The sequence below is a fragment of the Hydrogenophaga sp. genome, from assembly GCF_050182545.1.
Taxonomy (GTDB): Bacteria; Pseudomonadota; Gammaproteobacteria; order Burkholderiales; family Burkholderiaceae_C; genus Hydrogenophaga.
Genome location: NZ_JBFXCD010000006.1, coordinates 103,310 through 122,355, shown reverse-complemented (window position 1 = coordinate 122,355; position 19,046 = coordinate 103,310). Strand labels below are relative to the sequence as shown.

Annotated in this window: 20 protein-coding genes; 10 read left to right on the top strand and 10 right to left on the bottom strand. The window is 67.0% G+C overall.

Annotated features, from left to right (window positions below; all coding sequences use genetic code 11):
* Positions 1-8 precede the first annotated feature (8 nt).
* Both AB7P10_RS08725 and AB7P10_RS08720 read right to left on the bottom strand, forming a co-directional pair.
* Positions 9-1,649, bottom strand: coding sequence for a hypothetical protein (locus tag AB7P10_RS08725; RefSeq protein WP_428293457.1), 1,641 nt, complete (start codon positions 1,647-1,649; stop codon positions 9-11).
* Positions 1,642-2,178 (bottom strand): hypothetical protein, encoded by a 537-nt coding sequence (locus AB7P10_RS08720; protein ID WP_428293456.1) that lies wholly within the window; start codon positions 2,176-2,178, stop codon positions 1,642-1,644. The genes AB7P10_RS08725 and AB7P10_RS08720 overlap by 8 nt, the downstream gene beginning before the upstream one ends.
* 203 nt (positions 2,179-2,381) lie before the next feature.
* Here AB7P10_RS08720 and AB7P10_RS08715 point away from each other — a divergent pair, with 203 nt between their 5' ends.
* Positions 2,382-2,930: a DUF3617 domain-containing protein gene (locus AB7P10_RS08715; protein ID WP_428293455.1), complete on the top strand. Its 549-nt coding sequence runs from the start codon at positions 2,382-2,384 to the stop codon at positions 2,928-2,930.
* Here AB7P10_RS08715 and AB7P10_RS08710 read toward each other — a convergent pair.
* Positions 2,914-3,633 carry a YggS family pyridoxal phosphate-dependent enzyme gene (locus AB7P10_RS08710; RefSeq protein WP_428293454.1) on the bottom strand — a complete coding sequence of 240 codons (720 nt, stop codon included), beginning with the start codon at positions 3,631-3,633 and terminating at the stop codon, positions 2,914-2,916. The two genes, AB7P10_RS08715 and AB7P10_RS08710, sit on opposite strands and share 17 nt — an antisense overlap.
* Positions 3,634-3,672: 39 nt before the next feature.
* Between AB7P10_RS08710 and AB7P10_RS08705 the strand changes: the two genes are divergently transcribed.
* The 3 genes from AB7P10_RS08705 to AB7P10_RS08695 all read left to right on the top strand — a co-directional run bounded on the left by AB7P10_RS08705 (position 3,673) and on the right by AB7P10_RS08695 (position 6,884).
* Positions 3,673-4,716, top strand: a complete 1,044-nt coding sequence (locus tag AB7P10_RS08705) for a type IV pilus twitching motility protein PilT (RefSeq protein WP_428293453.1) — start codon at positions 3,673-3,675, stop codon at positions 4,714-4,716.
* Between the two features lie 23 nt (positions 4,717-4,739).
* Positions 4,740-5,876 (top strand): PilT/PilU family type 4a pilus ATPase, encoded by a 1,137-nt coding sequence (locus AB7P10_RS08700; RefSeq protein ID WP_428293452.1) that lies wholly within the window; start codon positions 4,740-4,742, stop codon positions 5,874-5,876.
* 105 nt (positions 5,877-5,981) lie between these two features.
* On the top strand, positions 5,982-6,884 hold the full coding sequence (locus tag AB7P10_RS08695; RefSeq protein WP_428293451.1) for an NAD(P)-dependent oxidoreductase: 903 nt from the start codon (positions 5,982-5,984) through the stop codon (positions 6,882-6,884).
* Between the two features lie 22 nt (positions 6,885-6,906).
* On the opposite strand, the gene AB7P10_RS08690 is transcribed toward AB7P10_RS08695, so the two are convergent.
* From AB7P10_RS08690 to AB7P10_RS08680, 3 genes are read right to left on the bottom strand one after another with little or no spacing between them, the layout of a single operon-like run.
* Positions 6,907-7,563, bottom strand: coding sequence for a BON domain-containing protein (locus AB7P10_RS08690; protein WP_428293450.1), 657 nt, complete (start codon positions 7,561-7,563; stop codon positions 6,907-6,909).
* Positions 7,560-8,180 carry an SIS domain-containing protein gene (locus AB7P10_RS08685; RefSeq protein WP_428293449.1) on the bottom strand — a complete coding sequence of 207 codons (621 nt, stop codon included), beginning with the start codon at positions 8,178-8,180 and terminating at the stop codon, positions 7,560-7,562. The genes AB7P10_RS08690 and AB7P10_RS08685 overlap by 4 nt, the downstream gene beginning before the upstream one ends.
* Positions 8,181-8,207: 27 nt before the next feature.
* Positions 8,208-8,645, bottom strand: a complete 438-nt coding sequence (locus tag AB7P10_RS08680) for a YraN family protein (RefSeq protein ID WP_428293448.1) — start codon at positions 8,643-8,645, stop codon at positions 8,208-8,210.
* Between AB7P10_RS08680 and rsmI the strand changes: the two genes are divergently transcribed.
* Positions 8,645-9,574 (top strand): 16S rRNA (cytidine(1402)-2'-O)-methyltransferase, encoded by a 930-nt coding sequence (rsmI, locus tag AB7P10_RS08675; RefSeq protein ID WP_428293447.1) that lies wholly within the window; start codon positions 8,645-8,647, stop codon positions 9,572-9,574. The genes AB7P10_RS08680 and rsmI overlap by 1 nt on opposite strands.
* A gap of 7 nt (positions 9,575-9,581) precedes the next feature.
* Here the strand turns inward: rsmI and AB7P10_RS08670 are convergent, their stop codons facing one another.
* Positions 9,582-9,947: a hypothetical protein gene (locus AB7P10_RS08670; RefSeq protein ID WP_428293446.1), complete on the bottom strand. Its 366-nt coding sequence runs from the start codon at positions 9,945-9,947 to the stop codon at positions 9,582-9,584.
* A gap of 181 nt (positions 9,948-10,128) precedes the next feature.
* Between AB7P10_RS08670 and AB7P10_RS08665 the strand changes: the two genes are divergently transcribed.
* The 3 genes from AB7P10_RS08665 to AB7P10_RS08655 all read left to right on the top strand — a co-directional run bounded on the left by AB7P10_RS08665 (position 10,129) and on the right by AB7P10_RS08655 (position 12,513).
* The gene (locus AB7P10_RS08665; RefSeq protein WP_428293445.1) at positions 10,129-10,710 is read left to right on the top strand and encodes a DUF502 domain-containing protein; all 582 of its coding nucleotides are present in this window, start codon (positions 10,129-10,131) and stop codon (positions 10,708-10,710) included.
* Positions 10,711-10,788: 78 nt separating this feature from the next.
* Positions 10,789-11,412, top strand: coding sequence for an intradiol ring-cleavage dioxygenase (locus AB7P10_RS08660; protein WP_428293444.1), 624 nt, complete (start codon positions 10,789-10,791; stop codon positions 11,410-11,412).
* A gap of 51 nt (positions 11,413-11,463) precedes the next feature.
* A complete protein-coding gene (locus AB7P10_RS08655) occupies positions 11,464-12,513 on the top strand; it encodes a metal-dependent hydrolase (protein ID WP_428293443.1) in 1,050 nt (349 codons plus the stop codon).
* Between the two features lie 9 nt (positions 12,514-12,522).
* Here AB7P10_RS08655 and AB7P10_RS08650 read toward each other — a convergent pair whose 3' ends face one another.
* From AB7P10_RS08650 to dinG, 3 genes are all read right to left on the bottom strand, one after another.
* Positions 12,523-13,650 (bottom strand): patatin-like phospholipase family protein, encoded by a 1,128-nt coding sequence (locus tag AB7P10_RS08650; RefSeq protein ID WP_428293442.1) that lies wholly within the window; start codon positions 13,648-13,650, stop codon positions 12,523-12,525.
* Between the two features lie 128 nt (positions 13,651-13,778).
* A complete protein-coding gene (locus AB7P10_RS08645; RefSeq protein WP_428293441.1) occupies positions 13,779-14,249 on the bottom strand; it encodes a CopD family protein in 471 nt (156 codons plus the stop codon).
* A gap of 28 nt (positions 14,250-14,277) precedes the next feature.
* Positions 14,278-16,611: an ATP-dependent DNA helicase DinG gene (gene dinG, locus AB7P10_RS08640; RefSeq protein WP_428293440.1), complete on the bottom strand. Its 2,334-nt coding sequence runs from the start codon at positions 16,609-16,611 to the stop codon at positions 14,278-14,280.
* Positions 16,612-16,704: 93 nt separating this feature from the next.
* Here dinG and AB7P10_RS08635 point away from each other — a divergent pair, with 93 nt between their 5' ends.
* Positions 16,705-17,811 carry a patatin-like phospholipase family protein gene (locus AB7P10_RS08635; RefSeq protein ID WP_428293439.1) on the top strand — a complete coding sequence of 369 codons (1,107 nt, stop codon included), beginning with the start codon at positions 16,705-16,707 and terminating at the stop codon, positions 17,809-17,811.
* A 125-nt stretch (positions 17,812-17,936) separates the two neighbouring features.
* Positions 17,937-19,019 (top strand): TRAP transporter substrate-binding protein, encoded by a 1,083-nt coding sequence (locus AB7P10_RS08630; protein WP_428293438.1) that lies wholly within the window; start codon positions 17,937-17,939, stop codon positions 19,017-19,019.
* Positions 19,020-19,046 lie beyond the last annotated feature (27 nt).

The following is a 19,046-nucleotide window of genomic DNA, read 5'->3' as shown; positions in this document are numbered from 1 at the left end:
GCAAAGGGCTACCCAGTTCCTTCGCAGAGAACGCGTCTTCGTTCATTTTCGCGAAACGCTTCAAGGTACCGTTCGTGGCGAAGGCTTTCCGCAGCCTCGTGCTCCCGCTCGGCCGCCCACCAAGCCTCAAAGGCTTCTGGATTCAGCAATTCGCCACCGGATTCCTGATACGCCTCTTCCCAATATGTTTCAGGGCCGTACCCATTGCTCCAGAGGGGCAACACGCGCGAAAAGAAGCGAACACGAGCATGGGGCGAATCCTTCTCAGTCACCAATCGAGTATTCAAATGCGTGCCCATGTCGGTGCGGGAGAAGGTCATGGTGCTCAATGTCACAACCGTCCCGACGGGCGCACCCACATGGGCAATCAACTCATCGGGCAACTTCGGCTGAAGCGAGATCCTTTGCGGGATGCGTTCGTCGACACACTCCTGCAAGACGACGTAGGGCTCCTCCCAGCCGTCCACCGGATGGACGCCCCACGTACACCGGGAGTAACCACCCATTCCCTTTCCCACGTAGTAGACGTTCTCCCAACCGCCCGCCATCCATTCTTCTTGGGTGCGCGGGCGCAAATTCCAGCGCCCGCCATCGACCCTGGTCCACGACGCAGGGGAACTGGACTGCCACTCGACTCTGTCGAGCACATGAGACGCCACCACTGGCGCATAAACAGCGGCGGGATACGGGCCATGTGGTCCACTTGCCGGTAAAAAATCGGGGAACGGTTGCCAAGGCAGGCGCGGCAAGGCATCCAGCTCTCGCAAAGCCGCCAGCACGTGGCCCCGGACGCTTCCGGACGTTGCCAGCGCAGAATTCAGGTAGATCTCGAGCAAGCCATGCCCGATCAGGTCGCGTGAGCCATTGAGACCGGGCGGACGGTCCAGATAGGGCAGGATCTCGTCCGTGTTGGGAGCCACGGAGCCAGTCAGGCGCAAGGCGTTGATGACCAGGTCTTTGTCAGCCAGGGTATGGGGCCCGGACAACATGGGCGAAGCCGGGGCCACGTGCACCACCTTCACCGCGTTCGCGTCTGCCCGGGTCAGCGCGTGGGCATAGGCCTGATTCACGAAGAGGTTGCCTTGGGAATGCGCGAGGAACAGCATCTTCTTCTGCAGTCCTGCCCAGAGATCAATCTGCTCTCGATGGCGCGCGGCCACCTCCCCCATGTTCGGCGTCCCCAGACCCTTGGTCAGCTCACGCATCAGCGCGGCGCGCGACAGATTGAACAGGTCGTCGAGAAATCCCACCAGACTCGGGATCGCCGAGGTCAACGCCGTCCACCAGGAACCCTCGCCCCGCGTGGCCGAAAAGAAAAGTTCGAAGCGCCCCGCCAGCAGTCCGCCGTGCTCCTGCAGCCGTTGATCGAAGGTCTCCACGAAGTCCGCGAAGCCCTGGGTGTCGTTGTAAAAGAGTTCGTAGGTGATGGGCTCACCGGCGGGCGTGATGGGACCATAGAGGGCCTCCAGAAGCCGACGCGCATCTCGGGCCTGGGGCAGTGTGGTCTGCACGCCATTGAAGAACCCAAAGACAACCCCTTGTGCATCGCATTGCTCCTGCGCCAAAGAAGGAGGTGCTCCCCAAAGCATCGTCAACACAAATGCGCCAATCCATCGCCATTTGTTGTATTTGTACTTGGCATTAGTCACAGACGTTCTCCTTGGGCGAAGAAGAAACCGATCCGCTGGCAGCACGATTGAAGTCGAGATATGCCTTCAATCGATCTTTGGTATTCGTGGTCATCGCCTCCAGTTCGCGCGACATCTGATAGCTCCGCTGAAAGCCGTCGAGGCCTCCGAAGACTTCGAATGAGCAGTTGGATGCCCTGGCACCCGCGTCGATGAGCGTTTGCACGGCCACCGCATCGCTCTTGTCGACCAACAGCATCTGTTGATAGTCCCGCGCCGTCTGCATCGCTGCCGCGCGCTGCGCAGGCTCGGTGTATTTCCTCTCGATGTGCGCTTCGATGTCGTCGCGAACACCGTTGGCGTTGGCATCGATTCCGCCCAGCGTCGACTCCCGTTCAAGCTTCGGCAGCTCGCCAGCGGCCTCGAGCTGCGCGATTGCCTCTTGAGGCGTGGACGCCGAATTTCCTCCACCACCGCATGCCGCCAGCATGAAGATCAGCACCAGCGCGCCCATGCGCGAGCACGCTGCAAAGCCATCACCCTGTTTCATCTGGATGTCCTCCCTCGGGTTGCACGTACGCCGGATGACCCATCCATCCGGCGACACTCAATGTAATTAATTGGAATTACACATACCCTTGGGAGCACCCAGCAGCTGCCACCGGGCTAGCGGCGGTGTGGTGACCGATTGCCATTTCCGTTGACACTACAAACCGCCGACCCACAATGTCGCGTCTCACCACAGGAGCCGACATGCCCAGAACATCCACCACCGTCCTGCTGCTTGGCGCCCTCGCCCTTAGCGCCAACGCTCAGGCCCAGACCGCCCGACCCGGCCTGTGGGAAATCCAGAACAAGATGGGGGGCAACGCGCAGATGGACCAAGCCATGGCGCAGATGCAGCAACAGCTGGCCAGCATGCCGCCCGCGCAGCGCAAGCAGATGGAAGACATGCTGGCCAAGCAGGGCATGAGCATGCCCAAGGCGGGCGCGGGGGGCGGCATGATGACGAAGGTCTGCATCACCCCCGAAATGGCTGCGAAGCAGGACATGCCGATGCAGACGGAGGGCGACTGCACCACCACCGTCACCTCGCGCAGCGCCAACGCGCTCTCGATGAGCTTTACCTGCAAGAATCCGCCGTCCAGCGGCGAGGGCACGTACACCTTCAGCGGTGACACGGCCTACAGCATGAAGATGCAGATGAAGACCATGCACCAGGGCAAGCCGCAGTCCATGACCATGGACGGCCAGGGCAAGTGGCTGGCCGCCGCCTGCGGCAGCGTCAAGCCGCCGAAGTGATCCGTTTGGGCCGGCTGCCGAACACGGCCCGGCCCACGCGCACCATGGTCGATCCGGCGGCCACGGCCGCTTCCAGGTCGTCGCTCATGCCCATGGACAGGGTATCGAGTGGGAAGCCCTCGGCCCTGAGCCGGTCGAACAGCGCGCGGGCCTGCAGGAACAGGGCGCGTTGCGCCTCGAAGCCCTCCGCCGGATCCGGGATGCACATCAGGCCGCGCAAACGCAGCCGGGGCAGTGCGGAGACCGCGGCCGCCAGCGCGGGCAAGGCGTTGGGCGCGACGCCGGATTTGGTGAGTCCACCGTCCACGTTGACTTGCAGGCACACCTGCAATGGCGGCAGGTCGTCGGGGCGCTGGTCGTTCAGGCGCTCGGCAATCTTCAGGCGGTCCACCGACTGCACCCAGTCGAAATGCTCGGCCACCAGGCGGGTCTTGTTGCTCTGCACCGGCCCGATGCAGTGCCATTCGATGGGCTCGGACGGCGCGAACGCCTCGCGCAGCATCAGGATCTTCTCGACCCCTTCCTGCACGTAGTTTTCACCGAACGCGCGCTGGCCGGCGGCATGCGCCTGACGAACGGCGTCGGGTCCAAAGGTCTTGGAAACCGCCAGCAGCGAGACCTGGTTCGCCTCACGTCCGGCCTGCGCGCACGCCTGTGCGATCCGCTGGTGCAAGCCTTGGAGATTGCCTTCAATCGTCGTCATAATCAGCCGTCATACCTCAACACCGCACGGGACCCCGGGATGGATATCACCCAACTGCTTGCCTTCAGCGTCAAGAACAAAGCATCGGATCTTCACCTCTCGGCCGGTCTCCCACCCATGATACGGGTGCATGGCGACGTGCGACGCATCAACGTCGAACCCCTGGACCACAAGCAGGTCCACGGCATGGTGTACGACATCATGAACGACAGCCAGCGCAAGCAGTACGAGGAGTTTCTCGAGTGCGATTTCTCCTTCGAGATCGAAGGCCTGTCGCGTTTTCGCGTCAACGCGTTCAACCACAACCGCGGCGCCGGTGCGGTGTTTCGCACGATTCCCAGCAAAATCCTCACGCTCGAACAACTCAACGCGCCCAAGATCTTCGGTGACCTGGCCCTGCGCCCGCGCGGCCTGGTGCTGGTGACGGGCCCGACCGGTTCCGGCAAGTCCACCACGCTGGCCGGCATGGTCAACCACCTCAATGAAACCGAGTACGGCCACATCCTCACCGTGGAAGACCCGGTGGAGTTCGTGCACGAGTCCAAGAAGTGCCTGGTCAACCAGCGCGAGGTGGGCCCGCACACGCTGAGCTTTGCCAACGCACTGCGCTCGGCCCTGCGCGAAGACCCGGACGCGATCCTGGTGGGCGAAATGCGCGACCTGGAAACCATCCGGCTGGCCATGACCGCCGCCGAAACCGGCCACCTGGTGTTCGGCACGCTGCACACCTCCAGCGCGGCCAAGACCATCGACCGCATCATCGACGTCTTCCCCGCCGAAGAGAAGGACATGGTGCGCGCCATGTTGTCGGAATCGCTGGTGGCGGTGATCTCGCAGACGCTGTGCAAGAACAAGGACGGTTCGGGCCGCGTGGCCGCGCACGAGATCATGCTGGGCACCAGCGCCATCCGCAACCTGATCCGCGAGGCCAAGGTTGCGCAAATGTATTCGGCCATCCAGACCGGCAACAGCGTGGGCATGCAGACGCTGGACCAGAACCTGTCGGAACTGGTCAAGCGCAACGTGATCAGCCCGGCAGAAGCACGCGGCAAAGCCAAGATTCCCGAGAACTTCCCGGGCTGATTTCCAGACAAGGGGCAGGACACATGGAACGCGACCAGGCATCCAAATTCATCAACGACCTGCTGCGCCTCATGCTCAGCCGAACGGGCAGTGACCTGTTCATCACGGCCGATTTCCCGCCCGCGATCAAGGTTGACGGTGCTGTGGTCAAGGTGTCGCCGCAACCGCTGAATGCGTCGCACACACTGGCCCTGGCGCGGGCCATCATGAACGACAAGCAGGCGGCCGAGTTCGAGCGCACCAAGGAGTGCAACTTTGCGATCGCACCCCCCGCCATCGGACGCTTCCGCGTCAGCGCCTTCATCCAGCAGGGCAAGGTCGGCATGGTGCTGCGGACCATTCCCGCCGTGCTGCCCACCATCGACAAGCTCGGCCTGCCCCAGGTGCTCAAGGACGTGGCGCTGTCCAAGCGCGGCCTGTGCATCCTGGTGGGCGCCACCGGCTCGGGAAAATCCACCTCGCTGGCGGCCATGGTGGACTGGCGCAACGAGAACACGCACGGCCACATCATCACCATCGAAGACCCGGTGGAATTCGTGCATCCGCACAAGAACTGCGTGGTCACGCAGCGCGAGGTGGGCCTGGACACCGACAGCTGGGAAGCGGCTCTGAAGAACACGTTGCGGCAAGCGCCTGACGTGATCCTGATGGGCGAGATCCGTGATCGCGAAACCATGGAGCACGCGATCCAGTTCTCGGAAACCGGTCACCTGTGCCTGGCCACGCTGCACGCCAACAGCGCCAACCAGGCGCTGGACCGCATCATCAACTTCTTCCCAGAGGAGCGCCGCCCGCAATTGCTGATGGACCTCTCGCTGAACCTGCGCGCCCTGGTCTCGCAGCGCCTGGTGCCGCGCCAGGACAACAAGGGGCACCACGCCGCTGTCGAGATCATGCTCAACTCGCCACTGATCTCCGACCTGATCTTCAAGGGCGATGTCGCCGAGATCAAGGAGATCATGAAGAAGAGCACCCAGATGGGCATGCAGACCTTCGACCAGGCCCTCTTCAACGCTTTCGAGGCCAACCTCATCACGCTGGAAGATGCGCTGCGCAACGCCGACTCGCTCAACGACCTGCGACTGCAGATCAAGCTCAACAGCCAGCGCGCCAAGTCACTCGATCTGGCTGCGGGTACCGAGCACCTCACGATTGTTTGACCCTCCGCGCGCTGCGACTGCGGTGCGCCACCCGCCCAGGGACAATGCCCGCGACCCGGCATCGCCAGTCCCGCGGCATGCCTGAAACGACACAAGAGACACGTCATGACCCACATCGCCGAACGCACCTACGAATCCACCCCTGCCCGCAAAGTTGCCTTCATCGGCCTGGGCGTCATGGGCTACCCCATGGCAGGACACCTGGCACGCGCCGGGCATTCGGTGACGGTCTACAACCGATCGGGGGGCAAGGCGGTGGCCTGGGCAGCGGCATTTGGTGGTGCACACAAGGCCACGCCGCGCGAAGCCGCGCAGGGCGCCGACGTGGTGTTCGCCTGCGTGGGCAACGATGACGATCTGCGCGCCGTCACGCTGGGCGCCGACGGTGCCTTTGCCGGCATGGCGCGCGGTTCGGTGTTCGTTGACCACACCACGGCATCGGCCGACGTTGCGCGCGAACTGTTCAGTGCGGCCAAGGCCCTGGGCCTGTCCTTCGTCGACGCCCCTGTCTCGGGTGGTCAGGCCGGTGCACAGAACGGCGCGCTCACCGTGATGTGCGGTGGCGATTCGGCCGCCTTCGATGCTGTCAAGCCGGTGGCCATGGCGTTTTCGCGGGCCTTCACCCTCATGGGCGAAAGCGGCGCCGGCCAGCTCACGAAAATGGTCAACCAGATCTGCATCGCCGGTCTGGTCCAGGGGCTGTCCGAGGCGATTGCCTTTGGTCAGAAGGCCGGGCTGGACATGAACCAGGTGCTGGACGTGATCGGCAAGGGCGCGGCCCAGAGCTGGCAGCTGGACAACCGCGGCAAGACCATGGTGGCTGACCAGTTCGACTTCGGTTTCGCGGTGGACTGGATGCGAAAGGACCTGGGCCTGGTGCTGGACGAAGCCCGGCGCAATGGCTCGCGACTGCCCGTGACCGCCCTGGTGGACCAGTTCTACGCCGACGTGCAGGCCATGGGAGGCCGGCGCTTCGACACGTCCAGCCTGATCAAGCGGCTGAAGTAGCCGCTTCCCATCTCACCAGAGGCTACTTCGCGTCGTTGACGGGAGCCGGCTTGTTCGCCATGCCCGCGAGCTCCTGCTCGGAGATGACCTCCAGCACGCGCACCACGCGCATCACGCTCGGTGTGTTGCGCGCAATGTCGGTTGCGCGGTCGGCTTCGCGTTGCGTCACACGCCCCATCAGGTACACCGAGCCGCGCTCGGTCACCACCTTGAATGCGCTGGCCTGCAGGTCCTTGGCATCGACCAGGGAGGCTTTCACGCGCCCGGTGATCAGGGTGTCGGTGGCGCGCTCCTTGAATGAGGGGCTGCTGGTGACGTCGAGTTCGTTGATGACCTCCCGGACGTTGTCCACGCCGGAGACGATCTGCATGACTTGTGCCTTGACCGCCTCGCTGGCGGCCTCGCCCGTGAGCAGCACGCGGCGGTTGTAGCTGGAGACATTGACACGCGCGCGCGTATCGCCCAGCGCGTCCTTCAGCCGGTTGGATGCACGCAACTCGATGCCCTGATCCTCCAGCTGCGCACCCGAGGTGCGCCGGTCCACCACAACCAGCGCGGTCACCGCGGCGCCGCCCAGCATGATCGGCGCACAGGCAGTGAGCGTCGCTCCCAGCGCAGCCAAGGCGAGGGCGGCCGTGGCAACGCGGCGAAGTGTTGCGGTCTTCTTCAGATGGCTCATGAGGCATTCTCCACATTGATGTTTGAGGCGTCGGGCAGGCCCAGCAATTGGGCGTCCACGCCGTCGCAGATGCAGTGCAGCACCAGGTGATGCACTTCGAGGATTCGGGCTGGCAACTCGTGTGGCACGCACAGGTGCACATCGGTGTCGCGCAGCAGCTGGGCCAGGCGACCACCGCGAGCGCCGCTGAGCGCCACCACGCTCATGTCGCGCTCGTGCGCGGCCTCGACCGCGGCCACCACGTTGGCCGAGTTGCCGGTGGTGGACAGCGCAAGCAGCACGTCGCCGGCCTGGCCCAGCGCGCGCACCTGGCGTGCGAACACCGAGCGTATTTCGAAATCGTTGGCAATGCCGGTGAGCACCGCCGCGTCGGACGCCAGGGACAGGGCCGCCAGTTCGGGCCGCTCGCGCTCGTAGCGTCCCATGAAGCTGGCGGCGAAATGCTGCGCGGCCGCGGCCGATGCGCCGTTGCCGCACGCCAGCACCTTGCCACCGCCGGTGACGCTGGCCAGAACCGCCGCGACGGCAGCCTCGACCAGAGGCGCCAGCGACTGCGCGCACTGGTACTTCAGGTCGGCGCTGTCGATGAACTGTTGCTGTATGCGTTGCAAGAGCATGGCGCGATCATAGCGGCGGGGCTTGTATCAAAATGCGGCGGGTGCATCAAAGGCGGCGCGCAGCCATTCGATGTGCGCAGCCTCGGCGGCACCAGCCGGCCCTTCGATCAGCACCACGTCGAAGCGGCATGGAGGCTCAGAGCCCAGACGCAGCAGAAAGTGCCGCGCCGCGAACACAATGCGGCGTTGCTTCACACTGGTGATGCTGGCGCCGGCGCCCCCCTGGCGCGAACTCGCGCGCTGCCGCACCTCGACAAACACCAGCGTTCCATCGGGCTCGCGCATAATCAGATCGACTTCGCCGCCGCCCCGGCCCGGGGTTCTGAAATTGCGCTGCACCAGGCGCAGGCCATGCCCTTGAAGGTGAGCCAGGGCCAGTGCCTCGGCCGCGTCACCCCGAGCCTTCGTGGTCCCGGCATGCGCGCCGGTACGGGCTGGTGCCCCCTGCTTTCTGGAACCCCACATTGTCCGCAAGCTCTCCATCCCTGTTGGCCGCCGCGCACGACGCGGCGGGGCATCAGCATTATCCGCAAGGCGCCCTGTACATGGTCGCCACACCCATCGGCAACCTGGCCGACATTGGTTTGCGTGCCCTGCAGGCGCTGTCCCTCGCCGACACCGTGGCCTGCGAGGACACGCGCCACACCGCCACCCTGCTGCAGGGGTACGGCCTGCACAAGCCCCTGCTGGCCTTGCACGAACACAACGAAGCCGAAGCCGCGCAGACGGTGGTCCTGCGCTTGCAGCAGGGCCAGCGCGTGGCCTACGTGAGCGACGCGGGCACGCCCGGGGTGAGCGACCCGGGCGCGCGCCTGGCGGCCGCTGTGACCGAGGCCGGCCTGCGGTGCGTGCCCGTGCCCGGGGCCAGCAGCATCACCGCGCTGCTGAGCGTGGCCGGCCACAGCGGCTGGGACGGCTCCTTTGTGTTCGTGGGCTTCCTCGCCAGCAAGGCGGCGGAGCGCCAGCGAGAAGTCAGGCAGATCGGCGCCGATGCGCGCGCCTGCGTACTGCTCGAGGCCCCGCACCGCATCGAGGCACTGGCCAGGGATCTGGCCTCCCTCGGCGAACGCACCCTGACGGTGGGCCGGGAGCTGACCAAGCAGTTCGAGGAAATCGCCCGCATGCCCGCGCAGGACTTTGCCGGCTGGCTGCAGGCCAGCGAGCACCGCCGCCGGGGCGAGTTCGTGCTGATGGTGCACCCGCAAATCGCACAGGCGAACGAGGCGGACGGCATCAGCGCCGGTACCCTGCGCACACTGGATCTGCTCCTGGCTGAACTGCCGCTGAAGACTGCGGTGCGCCTGTGCGCCGAGATCTCCGGCCAGCCGCGCAACGCGCTGTACGACGCGGCCCTGGCGCGCCGGCAGGCCAGCGCCAGCCACGACAAAGGCTAGGAAATCGTCAGCGCCACACGCGCGCCATCGTGTCCGGCCCCGAGCGAGGCGACTTGTCGCGGTCGGCCGCGGGCGTGTCGGGCACTTCGGTGGCCTGCACATCCACCACATCGCCCGTCGGTCGTCGTCCGCCGCTGTTGCCCGCACCCGGCCATACCCCCTGCCGGTAGCGTTGCGAGGTCTGCCTGAACCGGCTGAACACCACGGCCGGCGCCGGTTTGCGCCCGGTGAGCAAGGCCCAGAGCGATACCCCGATCACCACCACCAGGGTGGCCAGCAGCAAGCTGAGCAGGAACACCAGGCCGGCCAGACCCAGCACGAGCTTGAGCACACCACGCAGCACGCGGCCAAAGAAGTCAAAGAGTCCGTTCATGGAAAAGAGAGCCTTCTGGCCCCAAGGGAGTTCCGGAACCGGCGCGCGCGCCGGACGAGCAGGCCCGCCAGCGGGCAAACAGTGCACAGGTGGGGCCATTGTCACCGCTTGCAAGCCGGGTGACTGATATGCTGCCGCGTGACGGCGGGCGCCCCGCCCGCGCAACCCCTGCAGGCTTTCCATGAAACCGGTCTACCAGTACTTCTTTCGCGGCCTGATCACGTTTCTGCCGGTCGCGCTCACCCTCTATGTGCTGTACCTGTTCATCGCCTGGGTGGAGTCCATCGCCATGTGGGCGATCCGCCCGTTGATTGGTGATTTCTATTTGCCCGGCCTGGGCATCGTGATTGGCGCCGCGATGATCCTGGGGCTGGGCTTCCTGATCTCGCAACCCGCGACGGCGCGGCTGCTCTCGTGGGTGGAACTGCCCTTCACCAACCTGCCGGTGGTCAAGAGCATCTATTCCTCGCTCAAGAGCTTCGCCGACTATTTTTCGCCGGGCAAGAAGGAAGCGCAGCAGCAGGTGGTGATGCTGAAGATGCCCGACAACGAGATGACCATCGTCGGGCTGGTGACGCGGCAGGACATGGCGGGCCTGCCGCCAGGCCTTGCCGAGCTGGACCATGTGGCGGTGTACCTGCCCATGGGCTACATGATCGGCGGCTACACGGTGTTCGTGCCGCGCAGCTGGACCACGCCAATCGACATGTCGGTCGAGGAAGCCATGCGCTCGTCCCTGCTGGCCTGGATGCGGTCGAAGTAGAGCGCCCGTGCCGCCCACGGCGCGGAACTTGCGCACCTACAAGGTTTCCAACCAGACCATCGCCGACTGGAGAGCGTCATGTCCTGCCTGCCCCGCCGCCGCCTCATCATCGCCAGCGCCACCGCCGTGGCGGCCCCTGTCTGGCTCCCGGCCGCGCTGGCGCAATCGAAGAACCTGCGTCCGACGCCGCGCCAGACCGAGGGCCCGTTCTACCCGGTGAGCCTCCCGGCCGACAGCGACGCCGACCTGCTGAAGAACGGCAATGTGGTCTACGGCAAGGGCCAGCCCGCCTGGATCGAGGGCACGGTGACCGACCTGTCCGGCGTGCCGGTGTCCGGCGCGGTGGTCGAGATCTGGCAGTGCGACCACGCAGGCCATTACCACCACCCGGGCGACGGTGGGCGCGCGGACCCGGCATTCCAGGGATTTGGCCAGGTCACCGTCGGGCGCGACGGCCGCTACCGCTTCCGTACCCTCAAGCCCGTGCCCTACACCGGGCGTACGCCGCACATCCACGTGAAGGTTCGGCTCGATCGCCAGGAACTGCTCACCACCCAGCTGTATGTGGCAGGCGATCCGGGCAACGAGCGCGACGGCCTCTGGCGGCGCATGAGCAACGAGGACAGGGCCGCGGTCACCGTGCCGTTTGCGCCGGGCGGCGACGCTCTGCGCGCCACCTTTCCCATCGTGGTTCAGGCCTGAAGAAGCCCGCTCCCTCGCCGGTGTCGCGCGGCGCGGATAAGCTCTCGCGCCATGGATTCACTGACACAAATCGCACTCGGCAGCGCTGTGGGCGTTGCCGTGATGGGCCGGCGCACCGCCGTGTGGAAGGCCGCGCTCTGGGGCGCCATCGGCGGTACCCTGCCTGATCTCGACGCTTTCATCGACCATGGCGACGCCATCCTCAACATGACGCGCCACCGGGCCGAGAGCCACGCCCTGTTCGTGCTGACGCTGATCGCGCCGGCGCTGGCGTGGATCGCCTCGCGCGTGCACGGCGAAGCGGCGTTGTTCAAACGCTGGTGGCTCGCGCTGTGGCTGGTGCTGATCACGCACCCGCTGCTCGACACCATGACGGTCTATGGCACGCAACTCCTGCAGCCGTTCAGCGACCACCCCTTCGGCGTGGGCAGCATGTTCATCATCGACCCGGCCTACACCGTGCCGCTGATCGTGGGCGTGGTGGCCGCGCTGCGCATGCAGCCGCCGCGCGGCCTGCGCTGGAATGCCGCCGGGTTGGTGCTGAGCACGCTGTACCTGGCCTGGAGCGTGGGGGCGCAGCAGCAAGCCACGCAGGTTGCGCGCGCGTCGCTGCAGGCGCAGGGCATCGCGGCCGAGGGACTTCTCGTCACACCCGCGCCCTTCAACACCGTGCTCTGGCGCCTGGTTGCCATCACGCCGACGCAGTACCTGGAGGGGCACCACTCGCTGCTGGACGAGGACGGAGCCATTCAGTGGACGGTGCACGAACGCGGCGCGGACCTGATCGCGCAACACCGCGACGACCCCTACCTCGCGCGCATGGCCCGATTCACCCATGGCTTCTACAGCGCGGCAAGCGTCGATGGTCGCCTCTACGTGACCGACCTGCGCATGGGACAGGAACCGAGCTACACCTTCCGCTTCGACCTCGGTACCGAAGCCGCGCGCGCCAACGGCGGGCACCGGCCCACGCAAACGGGTTTCAGGCCCGACATGGCCACGGCCCTGCCCTGGCTGTGGCGGCGCATGTGGGGCGAGCGCCTGCCTTCGCCCCTCGTGCCGGACGGCACGCCCCGGCTGAAAGCCACCGCGCCCGGTTGACGCACGGGCTCAGCGCGCCACGGCGTCGATCTGGTGCACGCACATCCCCTCGGACAGGCCGCGCTCGTCGTTCCACGGGCAACTCTCCAGTGCCGCGCGCGCGGTGGCCAGGCCCGATGCATGGCGCACGGCAATGCCCTGGCGGCTGAAGTCGATGTCCTTGGCACCATCCTGACCCGGCAGCACCGGCGCGCGCAGCTTGACCACATGCATCACGGCGTCGCACGCAAGGTGTCGATGCCGCTGGAGGACCGGATGACCGCGGTGCTCCTCGGGAAAGGCGTCAATCAGCCGGTACACCACATGGCGCAGGTGGTGCAGCTGGCGCTGCCGCTCGATGTGGCTGTCGGCGCGGCTGGCGAACTGGATGTCCTTGAGCCGCTCGTCCATGGCGGGCAGGCTCTGCGGCAGGGCTCCTTCGGCGCGCCACAGCTGTGCGCTGAAGATCAGCGCATCGCGCCGCGGATGCTCGTCCAGCACCACCTCGATGGGTGAATTGGAGTACAGGCCGCCATCCCAATAGGATTCGCCGTCCACATGCACCGCCGCGAAGGCCGGCGCGAGGGCCCCGGAGGCCATCACCGCATCGATGCCGACCACCTCATGGCGGCTGTCGAAATAGCGCATCTGACCCGTGCGCACGTTGACGGCACCCACGGTGAGGCGGGTCGGTCCGCGCGCCAGCAGCGACGGATCGAGCAATTCCGACAGCGTCTCGCGCAAGGGCTGCGTGCTGTAGCAGGACGGCGTCTCGCCACCCGGCTCGGACCGGCCGGCTCCCCAGGTCAGCCAGTTCGGCCGGAAAAACCCGGACAGTCCCCCAAGCACCACCTCCAGCTTGTGCTGGGCATGGGCCCAGTCGGGCAACACGTCGGCCAGCCAGGTCGACAGCCCTTGGTGCGTCACGCGATCCCAGAAAGCCTCCATGCGTTCGAGCCGGTGTTCGGGTGCGTTGCCGGCGATCAGGGCGGCATTGATGGCACCGATCGAGGTGCCGATCACCCAGTCGGGCTCGATGCCGGCCTCGTGCAACCCCTGATAGACACCGAACTGGTAGGCCCCCAGGGCGCCGCCGCCCTGCAGGACGAGCACGGTCTGTGGTTTTTCGCCACGAAGGGAAGGGAAGGATGTGGTCATGCGTGGGTCCTCGATGTTGTGGCCACCGGGTGGTGGCGACGGCATCGAGAATGACCCGCGCAGGCAGAGGGAACAAGCGGGCGTACAGCCTAGGGATGCGACGCGGCGCGATCCTCGTGGCCCCGGCGTCAGCCCATCAGCACCGCCAGGCAGACGATCGCGACGCCCAGGCACAGGTTGACGAAGACCCAGAGGCGAATGGACGCCATGGCAGCGCCGCCGGCAGCCCAGTCACTGGCCGCCACCGCACGCGACAGGCGCCGGAACAACGCGAAGCGGATATGGCCGAAGATGGCCATCATCACGATGCCCAGCGTGGCCATGAGGGACCAGTCCAGCGGCATGTTGAAACCCAGCCCGGCCTGCACCGACTCCTTTGCCGCGCGACCGATCATCCACAGCCCGGTGGCCAGCACCAGCACGATGGCCCACATCACCAGCGAGAAGAAGCGGCCCAGCACCGCGTGCAGCAGGCGCAGGCGCACCGGCGGCTCGAGCGACTGCACCGATGGGCGCAGGCAGAAATGGGCAAAGGCCATGCCGCCCACCCACAGAATGACGGCCAGCAGGTGGACCAGTTTGAGGGTGGCGAAGAACATGGCGTGGTGATCTCGTGTTGGGGGAACTTCAGACGTCGCTCAGCACGCCATCCTGGCGGCGCTGCAGGCGGTAGGGCGGCAGGCCTTTGAGCATGCGCCTGCCATAGGACTGGCGCAACAGCCGGGCATCGTAGCAAACGACCACGGCTTCGTCGGTCTCGCTGCGCAGCGCGCGTCCTGTCCACTGCAGCAGGCGCGCACCGGTGGCGGGCACCACGAGTTCGCTGAACGGGTCGCGGCCCTGACTCTTCAACCAGTCGGCGCGCGCCTGGCCCACCGGGTCACTGGGCGAAGCGAAGGGCAGCTTGGTGATGAACACCCACTCGCACAGCACGCCCGGCAGGTCCAGCCCCTCCCCGAAGGACTGTAGACCGAACAGCACCGAAGGCTGGCCATCGGCCACCCGCGCGGCGTGGCGGCGCAGCAGCACGGCGCGCGAGGCCTCGCCCTGCACCAGCACGCGCTCGCGCAACGGCCCGTGTTCACCCCGTTCCAGCAGCGCCTGCGCCTGGCGCATCTGCGCGCGCGAGGTGAACAGCACCAGGGCGCCACGGTGCACCTCGCGCAGGTCGGCCATGAGGGCACCGAGCATCTCGCGCGTGTAGCCGTCCACGTCCTTCGGATCGGCCGCCGTCTGCACCACCACCAGGCGGCCCTGGTTCGCGTGATCGAAGGGGCTTTGCACCTCGCGCGCGGCCACCGCGCCGTCGAACGCGAGGCCGGACTCGTGCAGGAAGTGATCGAAGTTGCCGCACGTGGTGAGCGAGGCCGAGGTGACCACCGCCGCGCGCACCTGGTTCCACAAATGGTTGCGCAGCAGGCTGCCCGGTTGCAGCGGACAGGCGTGTGCCGTGAGCGTGACCAGGCCGTGGCTCACGCCCGCCTCCAGCCATTTGGCCAGCGGCGGCTGGCCGTCGCCTGCGTCCTGCAGCCAGCAGGCGGTGGTTTCCTGCGCGCTTTGCAGGCGCGGCGCCAGCACGCCGAGGCGGCTGTAGAGCTTCGCGCAGCGCGCGGCGTCGCCCGGGTTGTCGCGTGCATTGGCCTTGAGCTGTGTGGCCAGCGCCTCGAAGACCTTGAGCAGGCAGCTGGCGCTGGCGTGCAGCTTCGCCACCACCTCAAGCCAGTCAGCCGGCAGCATGCCGCCGTCGAAGCGGTCCACCACCGGGGCTCCCGCGTCGTAGAAGCCGCCGCGCGCGGGCGCGCGCCCCGCGGCACGGCCCGTCAGGTCGAGCCAGGCCGGCAGCGCACCAATGCGCTGCATGGCCAGCCGCGCCAGCTCGTTCTGCGCGCTCTTGAGTTCCCTGGCAAATGCGGCGATGTCGATCGTGGGCCGGTATTCGATGGCGCTGGCCACCTCGTCCACCGCGCGCGGCAGCTTGTCCAGCCACTGGCCACGCATCAGGTCCATCGAGGCGGTGAACTGCCCCTGTGCGACCGCGCCCAGGTGATGCGCCTCATCGAACACGAGGTAACAGTCCTGCGGCGCAGGCAGGGCGTGCAGGCCAAGCGTGGACAGCAGCAGGTCGTGGTTGACCACGATCACCTGCGCCTGCGCCAGCCGGGCGCGCGCCTGGTAGTAGCTGCAGCTGTGGTAGCTAGGGCAGTGGCGTGCGGTGCAGGTGTGGCGCTCGGCGGCCACCGGGGCCCAGAGCGCGCCGTCGGGAGGGTCGTCCAGGCGGTCGCGATCACCGTCCCAGGTGCCGCCGTCGAGGGCGCTGGCCCAGGTGGTGTACTGCCGACCGCGTTCCTGCCAGCGCGCGGAGGCCGCCGCCGATGCCAGCGCGCTCGTGGCCTGGGCCGCGGCACCGGCGCCGGCGTCGGTGTCGCCGCTGGCCGCGTCGTCGCTCTCGAACAGGTCCGCGCTCGCGGCATCGCCGCCGCTCAACTGGTCCAGCTTGAGGCGGCACACATAGCGCCCGCGCCCCTTGGCCAGCGCGAAGCTGAACGGCTCGGGTAGCTCGGCCGCCAGCGCGGGCAGGTCCTTGGCGATCAACTGCTCCTGCAGCGCAACGGTGGCGGTGCTGATGATGACGCGCTTCTGCTGCGCCAGCGCCAGCGGGATCACGGTGGACGCATAGGCCGCCGACTTGCCCACGCCGGTGCCGGCCTGCACCACCGCGATGCCGCGGTCGGGCAGCGCCGCGTCGCTCGCCACCGCGCCGTCGCCCAGCCTCACCCCCGAGAGCGTCTGAGCGATGTGCGCCGCCATCTCGCGCTGCCCCGGCCGCGCGCGGTAGCCCGGCGCGTGCGCCACCACGTGGTCGAACGCGGCCAGCGCCAGCGCTTCGCGCGCCAGCGGGCCGCTGGCGGGCACCGCATCGTCGGCGGACAGGGGGGCGGACTCGAGGGTGGGGGTGGACATGCGCGTGGCGAAGGCAAAGGGCGATTGTCCCAGACGGTGCAGACTGGCCCGGGCCATGGTGCAATGCCTTGCAGACCCACCGACCGCCAGCACATGCCCGCTTCCCCTCGCCCCCGCACCGCCACCACCGTCCGGCAACCCCGCCCCGGCATTCGCCCGATCGACCTCGCGCTGCAAGGCGGCGGCTCGCACGGCGCCTTCACCTGGGGCGTGCTCGATCGCCTGCTGGAGGACGAGTCGCTGGAGATCACCGCCATCAGTGGCACCAGCGCCGGCGCCATGAACGCCGTGGCCCTGGCGGCCGGCCTCATGGACGGCGGGCGCGAAGGCGCGCGGCGCGTGCTGCGCCAGTTCTGGACCCGCGTGGCGGAACTCTCGCCCTTTCACCACCTGCAAACCAGCCCGCTGGGCGCCATGATGGGCCCGGCCCACGACTGGTTCGCGCCCTGGATCCAGCCCTGGACCGAGCCGATCCGGCGCGCCGCCGATGCCTTCGGGCAGCAGCTCTCGCCCTACCAGCTCAACCCGCTCAACCTCAACCCGCTGCGCGACATCCTGCTGGAGACGATCGACTTCGACAGCGTGGGCCGCTGCCACAAGACGCAGTTGTTCGTCGCGGCCACCCAGGTGCGCACCGGTGCCCTGCGCATTTTCGGTCAGCATGAACTCACCGCGGACATGGTGCTGGCCTCGGCCTGCCTGCCCTTGCTGTTCCAGGCGGTGGAAATCGACGGCGAGGCCTACTGGGATGGTGGCTACGCCGGCAACCCATCGTTGCTGCCGCTGGTCAACGAGACCCGCGCCGACGACCTGCTGCTGGTGCAGATCAACCCCATGCAGCGCGAGAGCGTTCCCACGCGCGCGAGCGACATCCTGGACCGCGTCAACGAGGTGACCTTCAACGCCAGCCTGCTCAAGGAATTGCGCACGCTCGCGCTGATGAAGCAGATGGCGGGCGACGCGCCGCAGGCCGGTGGCCCCGCCTTGCTGCGGCGCGTGCAGCGCCTGCGTGTGCACCTGATCGACGGCGGCGCCTCCCTGGCACCCCTGGGCGCGGGCAGCAAGACGCAGACGCAATGGTCGTTCCTGTCGCGACTGCACGGGCTGGGCCGGGACGCGGCCGATGGCTGGCTGCGCGAACACGGCCACGATCTCGGGCACCGCAGCAGCTTCGACCTGGCGACCCTGCTGCAGGGGTGAACGATCCGTTCGGGGAATATCGGCAGGCGCGCAAGGAGATGCCCGACGGGGTAGCATACCCCGACCGGCCGCCATGGCCCGGTGTTTTTTTGTTTCCGTCCTCATCCCCCAGGAGTCGTTTTTCAATGGATCGTCGTTCCCTGATCAAAAACGCCGGCATCGCCGGCGTTCTCACTTCCGGCATCGCTCCCGCCGTGCATGCACAGGCCGCCGTGCGCTGGCGCCTGGCCTCCAGTTTTCCCAAGTCGCTGCCCACCATCTTCGGATCGGCCGAAAAGTTCGCCGAGACCGTCAAGGCCCTCTCGGGCGGCAAGTTCGACGTGTCCGTGCACCCCGCCGGTGACCTCGTGCCCGCCTTCGGCGTGGTCGATGCCCTGCAGGACAACACCATCGAGATGGCGCAGACCGCGTCGTACTACTTCACCGGCAAGGACGCCGTCTTCGCCTTCGGTTGCGCCGTGCCCTTCGGCCTGAACGCGCGCCACATGGACGCCTGGATGGAGCACGGCAACGGCCGCAAGCTCATGGACGCTTTCTACGCGCCCTACAACATCGTCTCGATGAGCGCCGGCAACACCGGCACGCAGATGGGCGGCTGGTACCGCAAGGAAATCAAGACCGTGGCCGACCTCAAGGGCCTGAAGATGCGCATGGGCGGCGGCCTGTTCGGCGAGTCCATGGCCAAGCTGGGCGTCGTGGCCCAGAACATGCCCGCCGGCGAGGTGTACCAGGCCCTGGAAAAAGGCACGCTGGACGCCACCGAATTCGTCGGCCCCTTCGACGACGAGCGCCTGGGCTTCAACAAGGTCGCGCCCTTCTACCACTACCCCGGCTGGTGGGAAGGTGGCGCCGAGCTCGAGTTCTTCATCAACAAGAAGGCCTTCGATGCGCTGTCGGCCGAGAACAAGGCCATCGTGCGCGCCGCCGGCGCCGTGGCCGCGCGCGACATGACCGGCAAGTACGACGCGCAGAACCCCGCCGCGCTCAAGCGCCTGGTCGCCGGCGGCACCAAGCTCGTGGCCTTCCCCAAGGCCGTGATGGACGCCGGTCTCAAGGCCGCAAAGGAGGTGTTCGCCGCGCACGAGGCCAAGTCGCCCGAGTTCAGGAGGATCCACCAGGACATGCGCGCCTTCCAGCGCGACCAGATCCTGTGGAGCCGTTTCTCCGAGTGGCGCTACGACAGCTACATCACCTCGGCGAAGCTCTGACCGCTCAGAGCCCGCGCACCCGACGGA